Below are 20,813 nucleotides of genomic sequence, written 5' to 3'. Positions count from 1 at the left end.
TGTTGTCAGGTCCCATGAACATTCACCTCGGCGTCGATTGACCGCGTGGGCAGGTCCGGACTTCTTAACTCCAACGTGAAAGAACCCCAATGTGATGCTTTGGTCAGGATAGACCAACTCAAGGGGGCTGTAGTCACGGGCTGTGGTTGAAACAACGGCGGATCGAAAACCAACTGAAGCGCTTCTCCGCCCGACATCCACAAAGCGACACTCGTGGCGTTTATCAGGGCGCTACCTTCCTTGACTCGCAACTCCCAGGTGTTATTGGTTCCATCTTTCAGGCTGAGCCTTCTATGGGCCAGATCGAATTCCTGACCGTTCAGGTAGAAGGTGAACTCCTCCAGCCAGCTATCTTCATCGCGAGTGATCCCTGGCAAAGGGGGCGACGGTGGCATTTCGGTTATCAAGGGAATATCGAATTCCAGAACAAAAGGCCTGTTTTGCGCCTGGTCGGTAAAAATAGTCCAACTCAAGGAAGTACTGCCCGGCTCCATCGCAACCAATTGCCCCAACGGCGGATCGAAAACCAGACCCTGCACCTCGTCGCCCGGCTTGAATTGCAGACGGATCTGGGCATCCGGCTCGCCAATTAGCCAACTGCGCGCATAATCCAACTTCAACGTGCAAATCTGTCCAGCGAATACATTCAACCTGACTTCAGACCACTCTACGGATTTGCCATTAACGTAAGGTCTGAACGCCTGCAACCATGTCATGTCATCGGGCACCAGTTCAAAGCTAAGAGCTGCCACCTCCCAGCCCGCATACCCCCCCATGACAATAGCGTATAGAACCCCCTTCCTGACTCCGGGCAGACTGAACTGCACCGAGGCTTGCCCGTCGGTATTTGTTCTACTCGGATCAAGGGTGATGTGGGGGTACTCCCATCGCACCTCGACGTCCTCTAAAGGCTCGCCAGTCATGGCCGACACCACGGTCACCACCGCTGAAACCAGCTCGCCGATATGACCATTGGGTTTGTCGCTGGTGAGCGACTGGATTTCCCGGGGCTCGTGCAAAAAGTACGACAGCACCACCGATGACGCGTACTGCCCTTCCCCCACCGTCGCAGTCAACTGCGCGGCGCCGGGCGTGGTGGGCACATAGCGCACGCGCGCCACCCCGTAATAATCGGTCACGGTGGTCACTTCCCCCAGGTCATCACCGCGCCAGGTCACAGTCACCCCGGCAATCGGCTTGCCGCTGATGGAGGAGACCACGGTGACCTGTTCAACCAGTTCCTGCTCCCAGTCCAGTGTCTGGTGAACGCCGCTGTCCCAGCGGATCTCCAGCACTTGCTCGCCGTCGCCCAACGACATCGCGTTCGCCGGGGAAAGGCTGGCCAGACGCTGGGACGCCAGGCGCAAAGCAAAGCCCCCGTCCTTCAGATCGCCGGCCCTGAGCGTGAAACGCAAGCCCTCGCTGGGAAACTCGCGAGGCATTCCCAGGGGGTCAGGCAAAAAGCTGATGCCCAGTTCGCTTGGCCCGGTTCCGGTCATGCCAAGCGTCAGCTCACGCTCAAACAGAGGACTGTTCTCAGGGGCCATCAGCTCGAACAGATGTTCGCCCTTGCGACGTGGGAAGTAAGTTTTTTCGCCCCAGGGTTGCGCCGCTGCGCCATCGAACCTGACCGTTAGCCCCTCCCAGGGATCACTTGCCAACGCCGTGACTTCAAAGAGGCGTTCCTCTTCGTAGCCGTCGTAACGACTGCTCACCGAGGCCTTCGCCGCCTGGGTGCCGGCGGCGGCCGGCGCCACGGCAAAACCGGACCAGCCTTCGGCGTCGGTGGGCTGCGCGTTTGAACTGCCCGCTGTCCAGGTCACCGGAACCTGATCCACGGCACGCCCGGTAAAGTGGGAAACCACCTGGACCCACAGCCACGCAGGATCCTGTCCGACCACCGGGTCGACCGGCGATTCGCGCCAGCCCTGGATCCTGACTTTGTTATGCGCCAGCGTCATCGGCTTGGCGCTGGCGACGAAGTCCAGCGCAGGCACTGCCCACGCCAGGGCAAACTCGCCCGGTTGCTCACTGGCGGTAAAGTCCAGCGTCCAGATCGCGCCGCCGTCGTTGATCGGTTGCGCAAGATTCAACGCCGGGCGAACCGTTGCCGCCAATTCGTCGGCGGATGTCCCGGACCATGCCAGCGTTGACTCCAACCCCACCAGCGGGCTCAGCGCATTGGGCAAAACGCTAAACCGGTGAAGCGCGCCCAGGCACGGATAAAGCGCCTGGGCGTCCAGTGCGGCGGCTATCTGGTCGAGCCGCAGGCTGACTTCTTCCGCCAGGTCCTCGGACACCAATCGCCCGGTCAGCTCGCGAACGACTGAAACGCTCTCAAGGCGCAACTCCAGCTCAAACAGGCTGCTGGTACTGGTATTGACCTGTGAGGCGAGCGTCCATTGGGCGCCAGCCGCTTCCAACCGCTTGGGCGTGCCAAGGTCACTGGGCACCAGCCCAATATCCGGCGCGGCCCCTCGCCAATGCAAACTGATGTTTTTATCGATCCACAGGCTGCCGGCGTTGGGCACGACTTTCAGTGTGTGGGTCTGCCCGCGCCGACAGAGCACACCGAGCGTATTGCGCTCGACCTCCTCGCCATCGAGCAGAATACTGACTTCGCTTTTCCAAGGGCTGGTCGCAATCGCCGTCACATCAAAAGGCTGCTCCACCGCAACGGCTTGCGCGTGGGCCTTGATGCTGGCGATGACCACCTTGTCCCCCGCGCTCTGCGGCGTGTACGACACACTGGCCCAACCGCCGGCGCCGGTGGTGACGGTGGAAATCGTCTCGTCGCCGACCTTCCATTCGACCTGGGCATTGATGACAGGATCGCCGTCGCCGCTGGCCACGAAATGCACCACCTGCACCCGCAACAGCACGCTTTCATTTTCGTCCACCACGGGAAATTTGTTGGCCTCTCGGACTTCGCCCACCCGAACCAGATTGCGCGCCAGCGACATGGCTTTTTTCGGCGAGGGCAACAACAGCTTCGAGCAGGCCAGTTGCAACTCGAACCGACCGTCATAGCGATCTTCGCTGGTCAGGGTCCAGGCCAGCTCGGTACCGGTGACCGGCACCCCCGCTTCAAGGGCCGGACTGACGACAACCCCCAGTTGCTCATGGGAATCACCGCTCCAGTGCAACGACAGCTGCGTCCCCTGCAAGGGACTGGCGACGGACAGTATCAAGTCCAGGGGATAATCCGAGCCGCGGTTGGGGTAACCGGTTTTTTCCTCCCAAGGCGACTCAACGCCCTCGACTACCGCCAGCACGTCCTGCCACGGATCCGTCGCCAGCACCCGCACCGTCAGGGTTTGAGTCAACATGCCAGAGGCGTAGTACAGGCTCTCGACCGACGCCTGGATCTCGACATCACCGGCCTGCGTCGGCTGAAAATCAAAGTAGGCCCAGCCGTCAGTTCGGCTGACGGCAACGCTGGTGACCTTTCCGGTCGTGGATGTCCAGTTCACGGTTCGGTCGCTCAAGGGTTGCCCGGTGTAATAAGAACTGACCTGCACCCCCACGCGCACACTTTGGTCGTATTCCAGCACCGGGTAATACGCTGCCTCAAGCACCCCACGAAAAGCCAACCGATGATGACCCAGCGACACCGGCACCGGATAGACCTCGGCGGCGTACTGGTTGACCAGGTCCATGGTGAACGGATACGGCCCGTCTTCACCGATTGCCGGGCAGTCCAGGGTCCAGGTCGAATCCAACGGGCGATCCACGCCCCAGGCCGGGGTCGCCATCACCGCGCCCTGGGGGTTGTCATCGCTGATCAACGCGGCTTGGGTGCCGGCCCAGGCATTGCCCGGATCGGGAACAAACTCCAGTTGATGAGCCAGGTCACCCGAGGCCCCCAGGCACACGTATAAAGGCCCGGTTGCCGGCCGTGTTTGCTCATCAAGCTTGAACGTTTGCATCAGCGCTGGCTCAAGCTGCAACTGGAGGTTGATGCGCGTGATGCGGATGGACGAGATATCGTCATCCGGGGCGTTTCGCGGGCTGTAAATACTCACCGTGAGGGTGTCTTGAGCATTGAACGGCAGGTCCAACGGGACGTCGTAGGGAATGGGTATGTAGTCCAGCGGCTGACCGTCCCTCAGCCGTGCCTGATCCTCCCGCGCATCCCGGGCTGCCCCCGGCGGCAGCGGGATTTCCTGCTCCTGCGGCTGTTTATCGCTGCTAATGACCAGCCTGCCCGGTTCGGTGTGCCTCGTCTCGCACAGGAAAGTGAGGACGTAGCGAGCTTGAGCCCCCGGATCCTTGGGCGCCGTCAGCGCTTGACTGACTGAAGCCCCATCGCCGGCGGTCAGAAAACGGATGTACTGGTCTTCCTCGGCATACCATTCCATCCCAATGGCCAAGTCACCCGGAATCGGTCCCTGTATCCAGTGTTCGATCCAGTTTTCGAAGTCGCCATTGAGCACCAGATTTTCATTGGCCAGGATAATCGGCTTATTCATGGCGGCCTGCTCCTTCGACGGTTGAAGAGGAGGACAGTTTGATTTCGGTCTTGGTGATCTGATCTTCGACGGCTCGCACGAACGGCGGCTCGCCGGCCCTGGCCATGTAACGGATGCGCACGATGATGTCCGTCAACGACAGCAGCATACTTTTCTGCGGTTCCTTTTCCGGCCTTGGGAAGCTCAACAGCCAGCGCGAAACCACCCCGGTGTTTTCAAAGGGATTGAGCATGCTGTCATCGGATTTCATCGCCACCATGCCGTGGTCGCCAAGCCCCATCGACAAGGCGATCTGCTGGCCGCTGCGCAGGTTGATCTGCACATCGGAAGGCGCCACTTTACCCGCCGGATCATGCAAGTACACCACCGCCGGAATGGAGGCCTTGATCGCCGTCATGCTGCTGATCTGCAGCAAGGTGGCACGTACATGTTCATAAGGCCCGATCAGCACAGGCAGGTCGACCTCGACCGAGCTGATTTGCCGACAGTAATGCCCCGGATGGTCGCGGTCGAACAGCAATTGAGAGAGTTTGAACTCCAGCGTTCCTTTGCTGCGCAACTGATCCAGTGCGCTGGCCCAACTGCTGTTGGTGCCCGTCTGCGGGTCGCTCGCATCATCGAACAACTGACGCAAGGAAAGCGTCTTGACCAGCTCCAACCGCCGTTCATAGCGTTGCAGGTACTCGCGTTCCATGCGCAGCAAATGCCCGCGCAGGTGTTCGCCAGCCGTCAGACCGTGGCGGTTGTCCAGCCAGACCTGGGGCAAGGGGATCTGCGAATCATAGTCACCGGTTTCGGCACTCAGCGAGGCCTGGGCGCTGAGGCACAGACTGACGACGGCATCGTAGGCCTGGTAGTGCAACGCCTTGAACTGGCCCAGCAGCCAGCCGTACAGCTCGGCGTTGGTTGCGCGTTTTTTGATGAAGTTGTACACCGTCAAGGCTTGGTTGTTGGCCACCAGGGTTTGATCCAGCGTGGTTTGAGCGGCACTCACCGCATGGCTCTGGGCGGTGATTTGCGCATCGAGCGCACGCACCTCCGCCAGTGCCTGATTACGCTGCAGTAGCCATTCTTCGCGGCGGCGACGGTAACTTTCGGTGGTGGCCTGTTTGTCCGCGTCTATCTGCATCACCGACGACGCAATATCCAGGCCGAAACAAGCCGCGTCGACCGTTTTGTCGAGACGATGCCCACCGTTGGCCAAACCAAAAATAGTGGGCAGCGAGGCAATCATGGCGCCCGCAGGTTTGATGCTTGCCGAGGTCAACGCCAGGATTTTGGAAATCTGCAAGCTCTCCATGACCTCGTACTCAACCTTCGACACATTCTCCTCATAGAGACGCTCATAAGCGCTTGCCCGCTCCTCTGCCACCGCCCGGCTTTGCTCCAGCGCGCTTTTGCTCGCCTGTAGCTGAGTGATGTTCTGTTCCTGCACAGTCTGGGCGTAGGTGCCCAGCTCCACCAAATGGTTCTGCTGCAGTTCCTGCTGTTCGACCTGATCGCGTTGCTCGAGCAATCGCAGCACCTGGGCGCCGTGATCCTGGAGCGCCTGCACGGCGCGCAATGCCACCTCGAACGTCGTGCGCCAGCGGAAAGCCCCCACCACCAACCGCCCGCCCATGGGTCTTGGCGCACCGGCGCCACCGGCCGCCAGGTCGCGCAGCAACGCGTTGGGATCGGTGGGTGGGCTGAACAGCGGCGTGTCCAACGGCTTGCCGTCCAGGGTGAGGTTGTTGCGCAGGTTATGCAGGCGCTGGCCAGGCAAATCGTACAGCGCGAGCAACTGTTCATTGATCGGTGCCTTGAAGGGCTCGTTGGCCAACAGCCCCAGCAGCGGCGGCGCTTCGGCAGCGGCAGGAAAGTCCGCCAGGCTGAACGCGAGGTTTTGTTCAAATTGTTCAAGGGCCGGTCGCGACGTGCTTTTGCTCATCAGGCTATTCACCGTGTCGGTTTCCCAGCGGTTGACCGTTCGCACCGCCGGTGCCTTGCCCATCAGGAATTCGGCCTGCACGTAACACAACTTGGCCGCTACCAGGCTGTCACGGGTGAGTTGGCGGTAATACCAGTCTCCCCAGGCCATCAGATTCTTGACGTACTCCGAGAACACCAGGATCTGGAAGTGCCGGGGCGCCGAATAGCCGATGGCGTCGGGGTCGGTGGGCGCCTGGGTTTCACAGCCCAGGTTGCCGGCGCTACTCAAGGGGCGGCAGCGCCAATACGCCGGTTTTGGATTGGGGTACTGGCCGTTGTCGGGGTCGGCCGGCGCTTGCGGGTCGAACAGGTAATGCAACCAGTTCTGCGCGTCCAGGAAGCGGTCCTCGGTGCGCAAGCGTGTGGCCACCAGGTGCGGCAGGTGGAAAAACAGCTCCCAGAAAAACAGACCGTTAGCACCGTCGAAGGCCCCGTTGGGCTCACTGATCGTTTTCGATTCCGGGGGCGGCTCCGGCAGAAACTGCGTGTCCCAATCCAGCACCGCATCGACGGAGATATTGGAACGCTGGACCAACTCTGGGCCGAACAGCGAATTCAGCCGGGCGTATTTAAGGGTGAGCTCGGCCTGGTTGAGGGAGAGGAACTGCGCCGCATCGAAGCTGTTCTTGAGCAGTGAGACGGGGGGGAAATCCGTCACATTGATAATGGTTAGTTGAAACTGCTTTTGGGCACCCAGCCCCAAGGAGCCACCCAACGTAAAAGTGGTCGGCTGCGGCCATGAACCGCTCGCCCGTCTATAAACCCGCCATGGGGTGCTCCAGCCACCGGCAATGGGAAAAGTCTCCGAGGCTTCCTCTGGATCGTCGGTGGTGCGACCGACCAACTTCAAGTCCATGAGGACAGGGAGTCCGGTCAAACCCGTTGGCCGGCAGTAGCCGCAGACCACCAGCTCATCGAAGCCATCGACGCGAAACACCGCAGCCTGCAGACTCAGGTAGGGTGCCATCGCGCCCGGCCTGTCCACGACAGTGACCATGGCCGGCTGATTCATCAGCGGGTGTTGAACCGTCTCAGCCGTGACAAAACGCTTGAGCGCCGCCTGCTCCAACCAGCCACCATCGTCCCAGGCCACGGGGCGGAACAGCACATCGCGCACCGCAAACACCTTGAGGGAAGCCTCGTCGTTGGTCAAAAAAACGCCCAGTTTGCCCTTGGGGTTGTAAGGGTCGGCCCACACGGTTGCAATCAACCGGGCGCCTTGGGAAAGGTCGTCGTCATGCACGCTGCTGTGCAGGCTCAGCGGCGCCGACCACCGGCCATTCTGGGCCATGAACGCCACTTTGATGTCCAGCCGGTGCGGCAGGCTTGCGCGGGTCTCTTCGCCCTCTTCGCCCTCTTCGTCCTCGCCTTCTTCATCCTCGCCCCCTTCGTCCCCGTCCTCACTTTCGACCTTGTACTGCCATTCGGCCCACACCAGGCACAGTCGCCCACTCCAGAACACCGGCCGGATGTCCATCACCATCACGCCCGTGGGCGTATCCACCGGCAGCCATTCACTCCAGGCCGCCGGGTTAATGGCGGTGCAACTGTCGGAGAGCTCTACCTTGGCCTTGCGCCAGAAGTACTGGTAAGGCGGCACCCGCTGGCGACCGACAAAGTAGTAGTCGGCCCGGGCCGGCGAGACGCTGTCCATGTAGCTGCTGAGCACGTCCAGGTTGCAGGTCTGTTCGAACGTTTGCAGGTACTCCTGCAAAGCGATCTGAACAGAATCGTTGTTCAGGCGCGCCTGGTTGAGGTTGTTTTCAAGGGTCTTGAACAGGCTGGTCTTGCGCTGCCGCACGAAGGGGTTGATGAAGTTTTCCGGGTAAAGCGCGATCATTTGCAGCGCCGACCAATCCGGGTAGTTGTTGTAGAGTTCCCAGGTGGCCAGGTCCCGCTTGTCGAACTCGGTGTCGGCATAGCCGGGTTCCAGTTTGCGGTAGGCGGCGTGGATGAACTGCTGGGCGCAGCTGGTCGCTTCGGCGACCCAGGAGCTCTGCACCGGGTAACTGTCCAGAGGGTCCAGGCGCAGCAGTTCGAACAGGTCCGCCGGAGTACGCAGGAAGTTGTAGGGAGGATTCGCGCCACTTTTACCAACGTGCCCAAGGCTGTATTCAATCAGGGCGGTCCGGCGTTTTTCGAGCAAGTCACTCAGCGTGTTCCGTGTCATGGTACTTGCTCCTCACTTTCAAAGGTGATGGGCTGGAACTCAAGTGACACGCCACCCTCAGGGGCAACGGCGATCTTGAACCTTCCGCCGGTAGGGCTGGAAGCAAATGTTCGGGCCTGGCCCTCCTGGTTGGTGTAGCTCTGATCCGGTCGATAAATCACCGTACCTTCCCCGCCGTCCATAACCGTGGTTAACCAGCGCGTCAGATGGTTTTGCGCAAGGTTTCCATACTTGTCCTTGATGGTGGCGTAGAGTTCGACTTCCTGACCGGGGGGTACCGCGTCCAGAGGTACCGGTGACTGGTACCGTGGTGGGATAACTATGTTGCTCTTATCGTAAATGACCTCGACGGTAGGAGCTTGCTCGCGCTCAAACAGATCGAGCCAGAATTGCGGCGTGTCCTGCCCCATCACCTTGCCCGGTATGTAATCGGCCTCAACCACCCCGTTGATATCCGTCGCCTGGGTTTCAATGGTTCCCAGCTCGGCGCTCCAGTAAACGTTGACTCCGCTCAACGGCTCCCCATCGCTGTCCATGAGGGTGACGGTGAAGGTGATTTTTTCCTCAGGCGCCATCACCACCACGGTATTGTCCGCGACGCACGTCACGGTAACGAGCTGCTTCAGATCCCCGGTGAAGGTCACCAGCGGCCTATCGGATTCGGACAGGCTCAGCAAGGCATGCTCGGCGGCTTCCTTGTAAGCGGGTTTGTCGATCTCTTCCGGCAGCCCGCCCAGCAGGAAAATCGTCAAGGCATCCATGCCGGTGCGCGCCGCCAGCACCCGAACCCGCATCAACAGATCCAGTTGGGGCAGGTTTTTCAGGATTTTGTGCTCGGATTCGATGCGGCTGACGCACTCGCGCACCTCTTGCACGCTCCAGTCAAAAAAGCCGGCCAGCCGGATGGACGCCGCTTGCTCGGCCAGACGTTGTGCGTGCCCCCCTATCGGAGAAGGCAGCGCATTGACCTCGCGCAGGTAGTCGAGCAGCGTCTGCGCCGGCTGGTCGCTCAGCTCAAACGCACGGTTGAGGGTGCTCAGGTAGTAAAGCGTGCGCACCGTGAACGCGTGCTTGTCCTCCTGATCCAGCCAGGCTTTATGGCCATAATCCAGATAGTCGCGCAACACCTCGGCGCTCAGCTCCAGTTTCGCCACCACCGCACTGCGACGGCGCACATCGGCCAACAGCGCAAGCAATGGGTCAGCCAGTGCGTTGCGTCTCTTCACCGAGCCCTCAAGATGCGAAAGGTCACCTTCGAGCACCAGGCGCAGCAATCGGCTCACCGTTGAGTTGGCCCATACCAGCACCTCGAGCGCTTGCTCGGCACCGATACCCGTGTAAACCGCCAGGCATTCCTTGACCACCGAGACCTGGGCGTCCCTGGCTTCCAACACCACGGCGAGCATTCTCTCGACAATGGCGGGGCGCTCCAGCTCATAGTGTTCCCCAAGGCCGATGTCCACGACGTGTTCAAGCTCTTCTCGCGCAAAGGCCAGGTATTCAGCTTCGGTTCCCGTGCGCGACAGCACCAGCCCATCGAACTCGACCAATGTCGTTTGCATCCCCAGCAGCTCCAGCCAACTGGCACCCGCCATCGCCGGCACACCCGCCATCAGGATCGCCGAGTGGGTGAGCAGTGCGCCGGGCAACAGGTTGAGGACCTGTTCAAAAAACCGCCCCTCGGCGTCCAGGGAGGCGTCCAGCACAGAGGGCTGCGAGACCTGCTGCACCATCCAGAGCACCGGCAGGTCGTGATCGGTACACCAGTCCACACACAATTGCATGGCCTGGATGAGGTTCAGCACATCCGGGCTATCGCTGGCGGTGGCGTTGATCAGGGGCACACCCGCCAGGCCGTCGAGCCAAGGCTCCCCACCCAGCACCGTCAGCATCAACACACCTTCGACCGGGGTGATGCCCAACAGCCGGGGCAGCTTCACCATGCGGTAGAAACTGGACATGATCGCCAGGTTACGCGGCAGGCTGTCGCCGGTGATCTCATGGGCGCCGGCAATCGCCAGGGCCAGGTAGTTGTAGGTCTGCAGGTCGATGCCCAACGCGCTGCACAGTTGGCTGACGGTCAGGTCGGGCACCTCAGGTGCCGGCACGATCGGAAACGTGCCGTTATCGAGCTTCAAGGGTTCACGGTAATCGCCCTGGCCATTGAAGACCTGATCGAATTGGGAGAGTGCTTCACCGCGACCGTAAATCGACAACTCGTCGATAAACACGGCAAAGTCGTTCACCGGACACTCACAGCGCTCGCGCAATGACTGAAACAGCCCCAGCGCGTGCACGACCTGTTCGGTGATCCACCAATCACCGGCCGCCGCACCACCGCGCACCTCAGCCTTGATGGCCGCCACCAGCAGCGCATCCACCTGGTCACTCGGCAGTGCCAGCCATTGATCCAGGCGCAACTTGCGATTCATTCGGTCGTAATGCGCAAGCCCTGCGGCGTCGCCTGGGCTTACTGACAGCCTGTGGAGGAACGCAGGGCCATCTGCGCTACCCACAATACTGACACCCGGGTGGTTGTTGGCGTTGAGATAAACCGACCCCGAGCGCCCGCTTTCCGGCACGTCGGGCTCCGTTTGCGACGAGTAGGTCACATTGGCCGAACGCACTGGCGCGAAGCCGCGTACCGACAGCAAGGCCTCGAGCCCCCGGGTGTCGAGTTTGGTCCGTTCGCCGAAGAATCGCACCTCTTCGAGGTCCTGCCATGTCATGTCATCGGTGCCAAAGTTGCGCCCATAAAATACTTCGCGGTCGGCGAGCTTGGCAGCCTCCTCCGTGAGCAAGCGCCGCTGATAAGGTCCCAATCTCGACGCATGGGCCAGGGCAGGCCCTGCGTCGTTGTACCAGGCCTGAGTCTGGAAAAAATACGGAAAGGACCGGCTCACGCTTTGAGCAAAACTGCCCACCGACAGGCCATGGTGTCGGGCGACCGTATCCACCGTGACCCAATGCTGGAAGTAAGGCAGCCCATTGGGATAGCGCGCCTCGATCATGGCTTGCTCAAGGTTCTCTGGCGCCTGATCGATAAACCTTTCCAGCACCGGGACGATGATGTCCACCGATGACACCGATCGATGCACCGCGTTGAAATCCACGCTCAGCGGCTTCAGGTCTTTGCGTCGATCATGCAATGGCAGCTTGAACATATCGTTAGAAGCCGCTTCGATGCGTTGCTCGATCCACCTCATCAACTCAATCAAATACGCGACGGGTGACGCAACAGATTCCAGGGCCTGGGGTGGGCACAAACTGTCGAACCGGGGGTTAAACAGCAGTTCAAAACTGGGGCCTTGAACCATCGACAGCAAGCCACTGCTCGCCCGCCGCTGCTCTTGCGCAGAACCGTACAGGCTGTGTTCGATGAACTGGCGCCGCAGGTAAATGGCCATGCTGTTGAAGCGCCGTAACAGCTGACGGCCGTCATCGGGGCTCACGCCAAAGTCTCTCACCAATCCCTGTACGCCCTTTTCCACCAGCGCAAAGATCGAACCGCCCTCTTCGAGGTACGTTTGCAGCGTCGCGTAGTCTGTGAGTTGTTGGTCACTGAACACCTGAGTCAGCAGCTGTAAAGCAGGGCGGGAGTCAGCCATGAACGAGACCTCGAATTCGATAACGGTCCGCAGCGGCCCGACGAAGCCGTCAGGCCGAGCGTTTGGTTAACGTGATTGGGCGCTTAAGGGCCCAAGCCGTCTACTGTCAGAACCGACAGGTTTCATGACCATCTATCGGGAGTTGGGCAGTTGGGTCGGACTGGTAGACAGCAGGACTTCGAAGCGCCCGCTCTCAACCCAATCGGAAGCCGTCGCGCCGTCCACCGTGTCGGTGATGGTCTGCCTGAACCGGCACCAGTTGCCGCCAGCCGAGAGCGCCTGCGCTGCGCCGCCCTGCCAACCACTGGCGGCGACGGGGAGACCCGCTGCCCACACCTGATCAGGGTTGAACCAGCTCACCACCTGGCCGATGCCCGGTCGGCCCTGGCCTTCGAAGTTGACCGGGTTGTCGACCCAGCCTCCGGCCATGGGCACGTCGATGGAAGGTTGATAGGTGCCCAGCACCACCGGCCGTGGCGGTGAATCGGCAGAATTAAACCCCTCGCTCGACGCCACGGCCATCAGGTCGTAGAGGCCGCCGGGTTGATCGAACGCCACCGTCACCGACCAGGTACGATCCTCCAGCACCGGGCTGTTGCCCAGGACCGAATGCGTGGCATCGCCCAGCTTCACCGTCACCGTATCCCCCGGTACGCCGAAACCCGACACCACCACCCGCCGGCCGATGTGCTCGTCGGTGGCCGGGGTTTCAATAAACGGGGCAGCAGGGACGACGTTGAAGGTCAACGGCGCAGTGTCCTTGGAGGGCCGACCTTCGAAGCGTTGCCGGGCCAGAATTGTGGTCTCGCCCACCGGCAGCGTCACCTCAGCGCTCCAGCCTTCGGCGCCCACAAAAACATCCTCGATCAACGGTTCACTTGCGCCCTGGAGCCAGACATCGACCCGACCGCCCGGCATGCCTGTGCCAGACAACACCATGGTGCGCGGCAGGTCGCTGCCTGGCTGCGGCACGTCAAACTCCGGTGGCAACACCACCACCTCGAATGTCACCGTCTCACTGCGCTCGGAAGGCACCCCACGCAAGGTCTGTTGCGCGTCGATGGTGTAGCGACGAAAGTCCAGCACGGGCAGCTCGACAGACCATTCGCCGTCGGCGGTCAGCACTTTGGGCTCGCCCAGATCCGTTTGGAACTGCGCATCGCGTATCTGCATTGAGGCTTCGGCCATGCCGTCACGCCCGCGGACGATCAGCTCGCGACCGACCTCGGCATTGGCGCTGGGGTCAGTGATCACTGGCTTGCGCACGGGCAGCACGACCGTGAAGGTTCTCGATGCTGCAGGTGAGGGTTGTTGAGCGGCGGTCTGGATCAGCGTCGCGGTGTGGATGACCTCGGGGGCAAACGGCTCGGTGCGGCGGAAAGTCCAGGTGCCGTTGTTATTCTCGACGGGGTGTTCGGTGGCGCTGTCACTGAATGTGAGTGTCAGCACCGCGTCCGGCCAGCAGGTGCCGCTGAGGTCGGGCGAGAGGCCATTTTCCACGGGCACGTTCATGACCGGTGCCAGCGGTGGGATGGTGACCTCGATTTCCTGCCAGGTCGGCGACGGTGCTCCATTCAGGTATTGCTTGATATGGACTTTCCGTTTGAATGTCGGCCCCCATACCTCTGATGCCCTGCTCTGCCACTGACCGGACGACACGCCAGCATCCGGCGCCACCTTCGACGCACCACCGGGATTGAACAGCATCACCGTCGCACCGTTGAAACCTTTGCCCGAAAATACCGGCTGGTAGACCGGCGTGTAGGTGATATCGGTCGGGTCGGGAAGTATCAGGTTGACGGGGAAGGTGTATGGCTGCGAGTCAATCCAGCCATTGGCACCGTCGGGAAACCGCTGGATAGCCCGCAGGCTGTACGAGCCGAATGGCCAGTTTGTCGCGGTTGTGTTCCAGCTGCCTCCGTTTACCGGCGCAGGGGCCGGCGCTGTGACGTTGGGGCCGCTGACGACCGTGATCTCGACGGTTGAGCCGGTATAGCCGTCGCCTTCGAATTTCACTGAGGTGTCGGTCGGGGTGGTGACGGTGACGGCGGTCAATGCCGGAGGGCGGACTCTGAAGGCTCGGGGTGTGCTTCGATCCGATGGCCTCCCGCCTACTAGTTGGAGTGCTGCCAGCGATATATTCCCCACGGGCGCGGTAACGGAACAGCTCCAATTAGCCCCCGTCAACGGGTTGGTCTCCCCCAATTTAGGATCGTCGGTCAGATCTCTGAATATCTGAACGATGGCACCCAAACGCCCTTCGTTGCCGGTCACGGTAAAGGTCCTGTCTTGAACCGAATTGGCATCCGGGCCGGTGATTTCTGGGGGAGTGCCGAGAATCACGTTTACAGAGATATTGCGAGCCCAATCTGACGTCATACCATCGATAGTCTGTTTGGCGGTGAATTCATGTCTACCCAGTGTCAACTGTTCGAACAAATACAGACTCCAGAGGCCCGGCCAAGTAACATAAGAAACCAGATGAGGCACTAGTTCGCCCGAATGGCTCCGATAAATCTGAATCTGTGCTCCGATTTCACCTGCGCCAGCAAACAGCGGCCGGCCTCCTACATCCTCACCTGACTTAGGCTTAGTAATGACTGGTGGACGCACCCTAAGCCGTACACTGTGACGGCCCCAATAATCAAACCAAATATCGCCCTGAAACCAATAGAAGCCAACTAACGAAATGGTTGTTTCGTATCCACTAGCATCTTGGCTATATGATAGTGGGTACACATGCCATTGATCATCTTGTATCGCAGGGTCAGCACTGACTCGGTGCTGGGCGCCGTTATCGCCTATCATATAAAGAACACAACGCGGGAAGCCGCTAGATTTCGATTTATATTCCTTTGCCTGAATATTTATCCTCTGGCCCACCACTTCGTACTCAAGTTTAACACTTGCCATTACTCCATATTCATCAGACGTCGCATCCAGAATCACCTCAGCAAGCACCCCATTGTTAGGGACTGCACCCGACACTGCAGAAAAATCATCGGCTTTTTCGACACTTACATCGTTATTTTTTTCTGATGTGCCGGCGGCTTCGCCCTTTTTAATATCATCAGTGTCGTCATTATCCATGATGCGTTCCCGATTAACTTTTTCAGTTGGCTCGTACTGACAACAGAAATTCAGAGACCGTAAACACCCGAGCTTCAGCTTAAACACCGTCCCAGCGGGCGTTCCGATTAGCGTCGCCATCAAGAGACTCTCGATTGCAGTAAACGACAAGGCACTGGACTGAACACCTGTCATACCTGACAGTCCCGACCAGTGGCGGTGTCTGTAAGAAAGTTTCTGGCTAACTAAAGCGCCTTGCGCAACGGACTACACATCCGCCAGAATCCGCCGGCTTGTGCGCCTTGGCCTTGCCCCGTAACTTGATTCGCGTCGCTGATAACCAGCGATCGGGTTTAGTCGCCCGGGGTACATCACCAAGATGCATTGCGTCTCCATCAGTCAGGTCTCCCTGTCCCTGCTCTTGATGGTGGCTGTGCGCAGGGCGCTTCGGCGCGCCGGTTTTTGGTGATCCTTCCCCGGTCGACTAACCTGCGTACAGCCGCCACCCCTCCGTTTAGTCGCGGAGTGGTCAAGGCACCACTGCAAGGGAAGATCATCATGTTCAAAGCAACACCCAACCCACCACACACCGACCCGCAATCCCCCCACGAAACCCTCGACGCCGAAAAACTCGACCAGGCCGCCCAAAAAGCCCTGGACTACTACCTCAAGCCCAACCACGGCCAACCCGACAAGCAGCCTGCCAAACAACCGGAATACTTCATCGTCGCACCCGACGCCGACCCCGAAGGCATGCTCGCGCACACCTACGAAACCTTCTGCTCGGTGAGCACGCTGATCCTGGATTTATCGGAAGACCTGGAAGGCGCCCCGCGCAACCTGGCCCTGGCGATTCACCAGATGGGCGAGATGGGGGTGTTGTTGCTGGAGAAGTTGCTGGATAACGAGGCGAAGGTTCAGCCCTAAGACGCTCTGAGCTGCCGAAGGCTCGGGCTTCGTTCGGACGATCTTTTGATCTTGGTCCGATGGTCTTTCGCTCAGGACTCAATTGCCTGGAAAAAGATCGCAGCCTCGTTGCACTCGGCAGCTCAGATGTCACATTTGGGGAACGTATAGGGCATAAAACCGATGCCGGGCCACAATCGTGGTCTCGCCTACCAGTCCCGGCCTACAGATTCTCCGCCGTTTCGCCGGCTGCGCACATGTGCAGGTGCTGATTAATCAATTTTAGATTTTCCGCATAAAATTCCGCAAAAACGCTGAAAACAATCTATCGTACGACATCACTAAACCAAGCAACCACGGGCGCTATCGGCCGTTTTATTTTCCGCATAAATTTCCGCAGGACCCATGCTTGAGCATCTGCAGCTGCAGTACGGACGAATAAAGGATCCGCGGCGCCAATTGATCGCGGCCCTGGCAGGTCATCACCGAGTGGCGCTTGTCCATCCCTTCCTTGATGGTAATGGCCGAGTGATTCGGATGCTCACCCACCTGCAACTTGTTCATCTCGGGCTGAAACCTTCCCTCTGGTCACTGTCTCGTGGCCTGGCTCGCAGGCAGGATGAGTACTATCGCTTCCTGGCCTTGGCTGATCGCCCTCGTGAAGGTGACTATGACGGGCGCGGCCAACTCTCACAGCGTCACTACTTCAACTTCATCGAGTTCATGCTCGATGTCTGCCACGACCAGATTGAATACATGACGACCTCGTTAAACCCAGCCAGGTTGCGCGAACAGGTTGTTCATGTGTTCTCTACGGATCCTGACCTTCGCCGTGCCGGTATCAGACCCACCAGTGCAGCTGCTGTGTTGGCTCTTCTCACCCAAGGCGCGATGCCGCGTGCGGAGTTTAAGGTGTTCACAGGTTTGAAGGATCGGCTTGCAACGGAAGAACTGGGCCGCTTGATCGAAGCGGGGATAGTGGTCAGTAGTACCCCCAGATCCCGCACGGTGGAAGTGGGTTTGCCTGCACGCTTCGCCGGATTGATCTTTGCGAATCTGCATTTCCAAATGGGTTAAGTTGTGGCGGTGACTCAGTGTGTTGTTGCTGGAGAAGATGCTGGATAACGAGGCGAAGGTTCAGCGCTGAAAATTAAGCCAACTGAATGATTCCGTAGATGCGATGAAGAACCTGTGGGAGCGAGCCTGCTCGCGATGGCGTACTTGAGATCGCTATCGCGAGCAGGCTCGCTCCCACACTGGATCTGGGGTGTTCACAAGTCCGGCATGCCCTTGCTTTCTGTGGGAGCGGGCTTGCTCGCGAAGGCGTCGGCACATTGAGCATTGACGCAAGCTGATCCACCGCGTTGGCGAGCAAGCCCGCTGCCACAAGTTGGATTGAGGTAACCCCGCAAGGGTCAGGCCGGTTGCTGCAGAGGCGGTTTCAAGCCGACTCTGGCAACGGATGAAAGCTGAAATACTGCTGCAACGCACTCACCAGCTGCCCGTACTCCGGCGGCGCCCAGTTGAGGCTGAAGCCAGCGTCGAAATGCTGCGGCGTCACATCCTCATGACACCAAAGGCAATTGGCCTTCAATTCGATGTCTAGCTGCGGTCCCTCATCGGCAGGGATCTTGAGGTGCAGATTAAAGTCTGCGCCGACCATCAGCGGCAAATGGCTGATCAGCATCAGGCCATCTTTCGACACGTTACCCAGAAACCCGATGGGCCTGCCGTTCATACCGTTGAACACGCGCAGGAAATACGGCAACTGGTGCCGTTCGATTCGCCTCTTTTTGTACATGTCCTGTATCGCTTTTTGAACGACCCCCATTACAGGGGCTACCGATACTTCGGAACGGCAAGAACAGGCCCGCTCTCCCCGATTCCGGTGCCAGACGCTTGGGAGCGCTCTGACTCGACTTCTGCCGGTCACAGGTGCCTCTTTAATTAGAGACCTGGCTCTAATCACTACTTGTACAAATATAGCTTAAGGTATGGCGACGGCCAGCCCGATAGTTTCATCAAACGCAATGGTACAAGGCAGCGATGGCCAGGGATCGCGCCTGGCCATGGTTTTTGACAGACGGTCAGAACGCCGTGGGGCGGATCGCCGAGGCGCTGCGAGTCGGGTAATGGCCCAGACTCTGCAGGGTTTCGAGCCGGGCCCGGGCGCGGAAGGCGTATTCGCTGCTAGGGTATTGGGTCATGATGAACTGGTAGGTTTGCGCCGCATCGACAAACAGCTTCTGTCGTTCCAGGCACTGGCCGCGCATCATCGAAACTTCCGGCTGCATGTAGCGGCGGGCACGACTGGCGCGATCGACCTTGGACAGTTCGAGCATTACCTGCTCGCAATTGCCCCGCTCGTAGGCCTTGTAGGCCAGGTTCATGTGGTGGTTCATCGACCAACGGGTGCAGCCCGTGATGCTCAGGGCCAGGGCAATAAAAAGCACGAATCGCATGGGAGGTTCTCCTGTCTTGAGCTCTGTATCGACCTGGGTGGGAAAATCTTCAACCCGAAAACGCAGCTTGGCAGTGCTCTTGTGGCGAGGGGATTTATCCCCGCTGGGGCTGCGCAGCAGCCCCCAAGCCAGCCACCTGGGTGTGTCAGGTTAATGTGCATCTGCCATCTTGGGGCTGCTTCGCAGCCCGGCGGGGATAAATCCCCTCGCCACAGGAGGAATGTGAAGCCGTAGAGGCGCAAAAATTTTCAGGAATGTTCATTTCGAAAAAGAAACGAAAAAGTAGTGCATATGAACAATGACTACACCCAAAGAGCATAGTAGCCTTCGCTGGCGCTTGAACCTGAGGAGTTTTGCATGTCCGTCCGTCGCACCAAAATCGTCGCTACCCTTGGCCCGGCCAGTAACTCGCCGGAAGTTCTCGAACAGCTGATTCTGGCTGGCCTGGACGTTGCCCGTCTGAATTTCTCCCACGGCACCCCCCCGACGAGCACAAGGCTCGTGCCAAGCTGGTGCGCGATCTTGCTGCCAAGCATGGCCGTTTTGTCGCCCTGCTGGGTGACCTGCAAGGCCCGAAGATCCGTATCGCCAAATTCGCCAACAAGCGCATCGAGTTGAAGATTGGTGACACTTTCACCTTCTCCACCAGCCATCCGTTGACCGAAGGCAACCAGCAGGTGGTCGGTATCGACTACCCGGACCTGGTCAAGGATTGCGGCGTGGGCGACGAGCTGCTGCTCGACGACGGTCGCGTGGTGATGCGCGTCGACACCGCCACTGCCACCGAACTGAACTGCACCGTGACCATCGGCGGTCCGCTGTCGGATCACAAGGGCATCAACCGTCGCGGCGGCGGCCTGACAGCCCCGGCCCTGACCGAAAAAGACAAGGCCGACATCAAACTGGCCGCGGAAATGGAAGTCGACTACCTCGCCGTGTCCTTCCCGCGTGACGCTGCTGATATGGAATACGCCCGTCAACTGCGCGACGAAGCCGGCGGCACCGCCTGGCTGGTGGCCAAGATCGAGCGCGCCGAAGCCGTGGCCGATGACGAAACCCTCGACGGCCTGATCAAGGCCTCCGACGCCGTGATGGTGGCCCGTGGTGACCTGGGCGTGGAAATCGGCGACGCCGAGCTGGTGGGCATCCAGAAAAAGATCATTCTGCACGCGCGCCGCCACAACAAAGCGGTGATCGTCGCGACCCAGATGATGGAGTCGATGATCCAGAACCCGATGCCGACCCGCGCCGAGGTGTCCGACGTAGCCAACGCCGTACTCGACTACACCGACGCCGTGATGCTCTCGGCCGAAAGCGCCGCCGGCCTCTACCCGCTCGAAGCGGTGCAGGCCATGGCACGCATCTGCATCGGCGCTGAAAAGCACCCTACCAGCAAGACCTCCAGCCACCGGATCGGCAAGACCTTCGAGCGCTGCGACGAGAGCATCGCCCTGGCGACGATGTATACCGCCAACCACTTCCCCGGCGTGAAGGCGATCATCGCCCTGACCGAAAGTGGCTACACGCCGCTGATCATGTCGCGTATCCGCTCCTCGGTGCCGATCTACGCGTTCTCCCCGCACCGCGAAACCCAGGCTCGCGCCGCCATGTTCCGTGGCGTCTACACCGTGCCGTTCGACCCGGCCGCCCTACAACCGGGCGAAGTCAGCCAGGCGGCGGTGGATGAACTGGTCAAGCGCGGCGTGGTGCAAACCGGCGACTGGGTCATCCTGACCAAGGGTGACAGCTACCACACCATCGGCGGCACCAACGGGATGAAAATCCTGCATGTTGGCGACCCGATGGTCTGAGTGACCGACTGCTGAAAACAAAAGCCCCGCCAGGTGAATGGCGGGGCTTTTTGGTTGTTGCCGCCTGATAAATGTGTTGCCTGGGCTGGCGCTATCGCGAGCAAGCTTTGCTCCCACAGGGGGTTTTGTGTTGAACACATTATTCATGAACACCACAGATCTACTGTGGGAGCAAAGCTTGCTCGCGATGGCGTTGGTACATTCAACATTGATGCAAGCTGAGCCACCGCTTTCGCGAGCAAGCCCGCTCCCACAGGGGGTTTTGTGTTGAACACATTATTCATGAACACCACAGATCTACTGTGGGAGCAAAGCTTGCTCGCGATGGCGTTGGTACATTCAAC

Annotated in this window: 8 protein-coding genes and 1 pseudogene; 3 read left to right on the top strand and 6 right to left on the bottom strand. The window is 59.8% G+C overall.

The window, feature by feature from the left end; translation table 11 throughout:
- Positions 1 to 5 precede the first annotated feature (5 nt).
- The 4 genes from PSH57_RS05760 to PSH57_RS05745 form a co-directional block, all read right to left on the bottom strand.
- Entirely contained in the window at positions 6 to 4,472 is a 4,467-nt protein-coding gene (locus PSH57_RS05760; protein WP_305388367.1) for a hypothetical protein, read from the bottom strand.
- A complete protein-coding gene (locus PSH57_RS05755) occupies positions 4,465 to 8,613 on the bottom strand; it encodes a Tc toxin subunit A-related protein (RefSeq protein WP_305388365.1) in 4,149 nt (1,382 codons plus the stop codon). Before PSH57_RS05755 ends, PSH57_RS05760 begins: the two co-directional genes overlap by 8 nt.
- Positions 8,610 to 12,221 carry a Tc toxin subunit A gene (locus PSH57_RS05750; RefSeq protein WP_305388364.1) on the bottom strand — a complete coding sequence of 1,204 codons (3,612 nt, stop codon included), beginning with the start codon at positions 12,219 to 12,221 and terminating at the stop codon, positions 8,610 to 8,612. Before PSH57_RS05750 ends, PSH57_RS05755 begins: the two co-directional genes overlap by 4 nt.
- A 132-nt stretch (positions 12,222 to 12,353) precedes the next feature.
- The gene (locus PSH57_RS05745; RefSeq protein ID WP_305416423.1) at positions 12,354 to 15,311 is read right to left on the bottom strand and encodes a hypothetical protein; all 2,958 of its coding nucleotides are present in this window, start codon (positions 15,309 to 15,311) and stop codon (positions 12,354 to 12,356) included.
- Positions 15,312 to 15,848: 537 nt separating this feature from the next.
- Between PSH57_RS05745 and PSH57_RS05740 the strand changes: the two genes are divergently transcribed.
- Entirely contained in the window at positions 15,849 to 16,217 is a 369-nt protein-coding gene (locus PSH57_RS05740) for a DUF6124 family protein (RefSeq protein WP_305388358.1), read from the top strand.
- Positions 16,218 to 16,601: 384 nt separating this feature from the next.
- Positions 16,602 to 17,273: a Fic family protein gene (locus PSH57_RS05735; RefSeq protein ID WP_305388357.1), complete on the top strand. Its 672-nt coding sequence runs from the start codon at positions 16,602 to 16,604 to the stop codon at positions 17,271 to 17,273.
- A gap of 364 nt (positions 17,274 to 17,637) precedes the next feature.
- On the opposite strand, the gene PSH57_RS05730 is transcribed toward PSH57_RS05735, so the two are convergent.
- Both PSH57_RS05730 and PSH57_RS05725 read right to left on the bottom strand, forming a co-directional pair.
- Complete coding sequence (locus PSH57_RS05730; protein WP_305388354.1) at positions 17,638 to 17,997, bottom strand: PilZ domain-containing protein; 360 nt, start codon at positions 17,995 to 17,997, stop codon at positions 17,638 to 17,640.
- Between the two features lie 286 nt (positions 17,998 to 18,283).
- Positions 18,284 to 18,658 carry a tetratricopeptide repeat protein gene (locus tag PSH57_RS05725; protein WP_305388351.1) on the bottom strand — a complete coding sequence of 125 codons (375 nt, stop codon included), beginning with the start codon at positions 18,656 to 18,658 and terminating at the stop codon, positions 18,284 to 18,286.
- Between the two features lie 357 nt (positions 18,659 to 19,015).
- On the opposite strand from PSH57_RS05725, the pseudogene pyk reads away from it, so the two are divergent.
- A pseudogene (pyk, locus tag PSH57_RS05720) lies at positions 19,016 to 20,469 on the top strand (pyruvate kinase).
- Positions 20,470 to 20,813 lie beyond the last annotated feature (344 nt).

This window comes from Pseudomonas hefeiensis (assembly GCF_030687835.1).
GTDB classification, from domain to species: Bacteria; Pseudomonadota; Gammaproteobacteria; order Pseudomonadales; family Pseudomonadaceae; genus Aquipseudomonas; species Aquipseudomonas hefeiensis.
The sequence above is the reverse complement of the archived record's forward strand: the minus strand, read 5'-3'. Positions and strand labels throughout refer to the sequence as shown.

What these genes read in the sequence shown, in the direction of transcription:
- PSH57_RS05760 (WP_305388367.1), bottom strand. Translation starts at nt 4,472, where the DNA reads ATGAATAAGCCGATTATCCTGGCCAATGAAAATCTGGTGCTCAATGGC.
- PSH57_RS05755 (WP_305388365.1), bottom strand. Translation starts at nt 8,613, where the DNA reads ATGACACGGAACACGCTGAGTGACTTGCTCGAAAAACGCCGGACCGCC.
- PSH57_RS05750 (WP_305388364.1), bottom strand. Translation starts at nt 12,221, where the DNA reads ATGGCTGACTCCCGCCCTGCTTTACAGCTGCTGACTCAGGTGTTCAGT.
- PSH57_RS05745 (WP_305416423.1), bottom strand. Translation starts at nt 15,311, where the DNA reads ATGGATAATGACGACACTGATGATATTAAAAAGGGCGAAGCCGCCGGC.
- PSH57_RS05740 (WP_305388358.1), top strand. Translation starts at nt 15,849, where the DNA reads ATGTTCAAAGCAACACCCAACCCACCACACACCGACCCGCAATCCCCC.
- PSH57_RS05735 (WP_305388357.1), top strand. Translation starts at nt 16,602, where the DNA reads ATGCTTGAGCATCTGCAGCTGCAGTACGGACGAATAAAGGATCCGCGG.
- PSH57_RS05730 (WP_305388354.1), bottom strand. Translation starts at nt 17,997, where the DNA reads ATGTACAAAAAGAGGCGAATCGAACGGCACCAGTTGCCGTATTTCCTG.
- PSH57_RS05725 (WP_305388351.1), bottom strand. Translation starts at nt 18,658, where the DNA reads ATGCGATTCGTGCTTTTTATTGCCCTGGCCCTGAGCATCACGGGCTGC.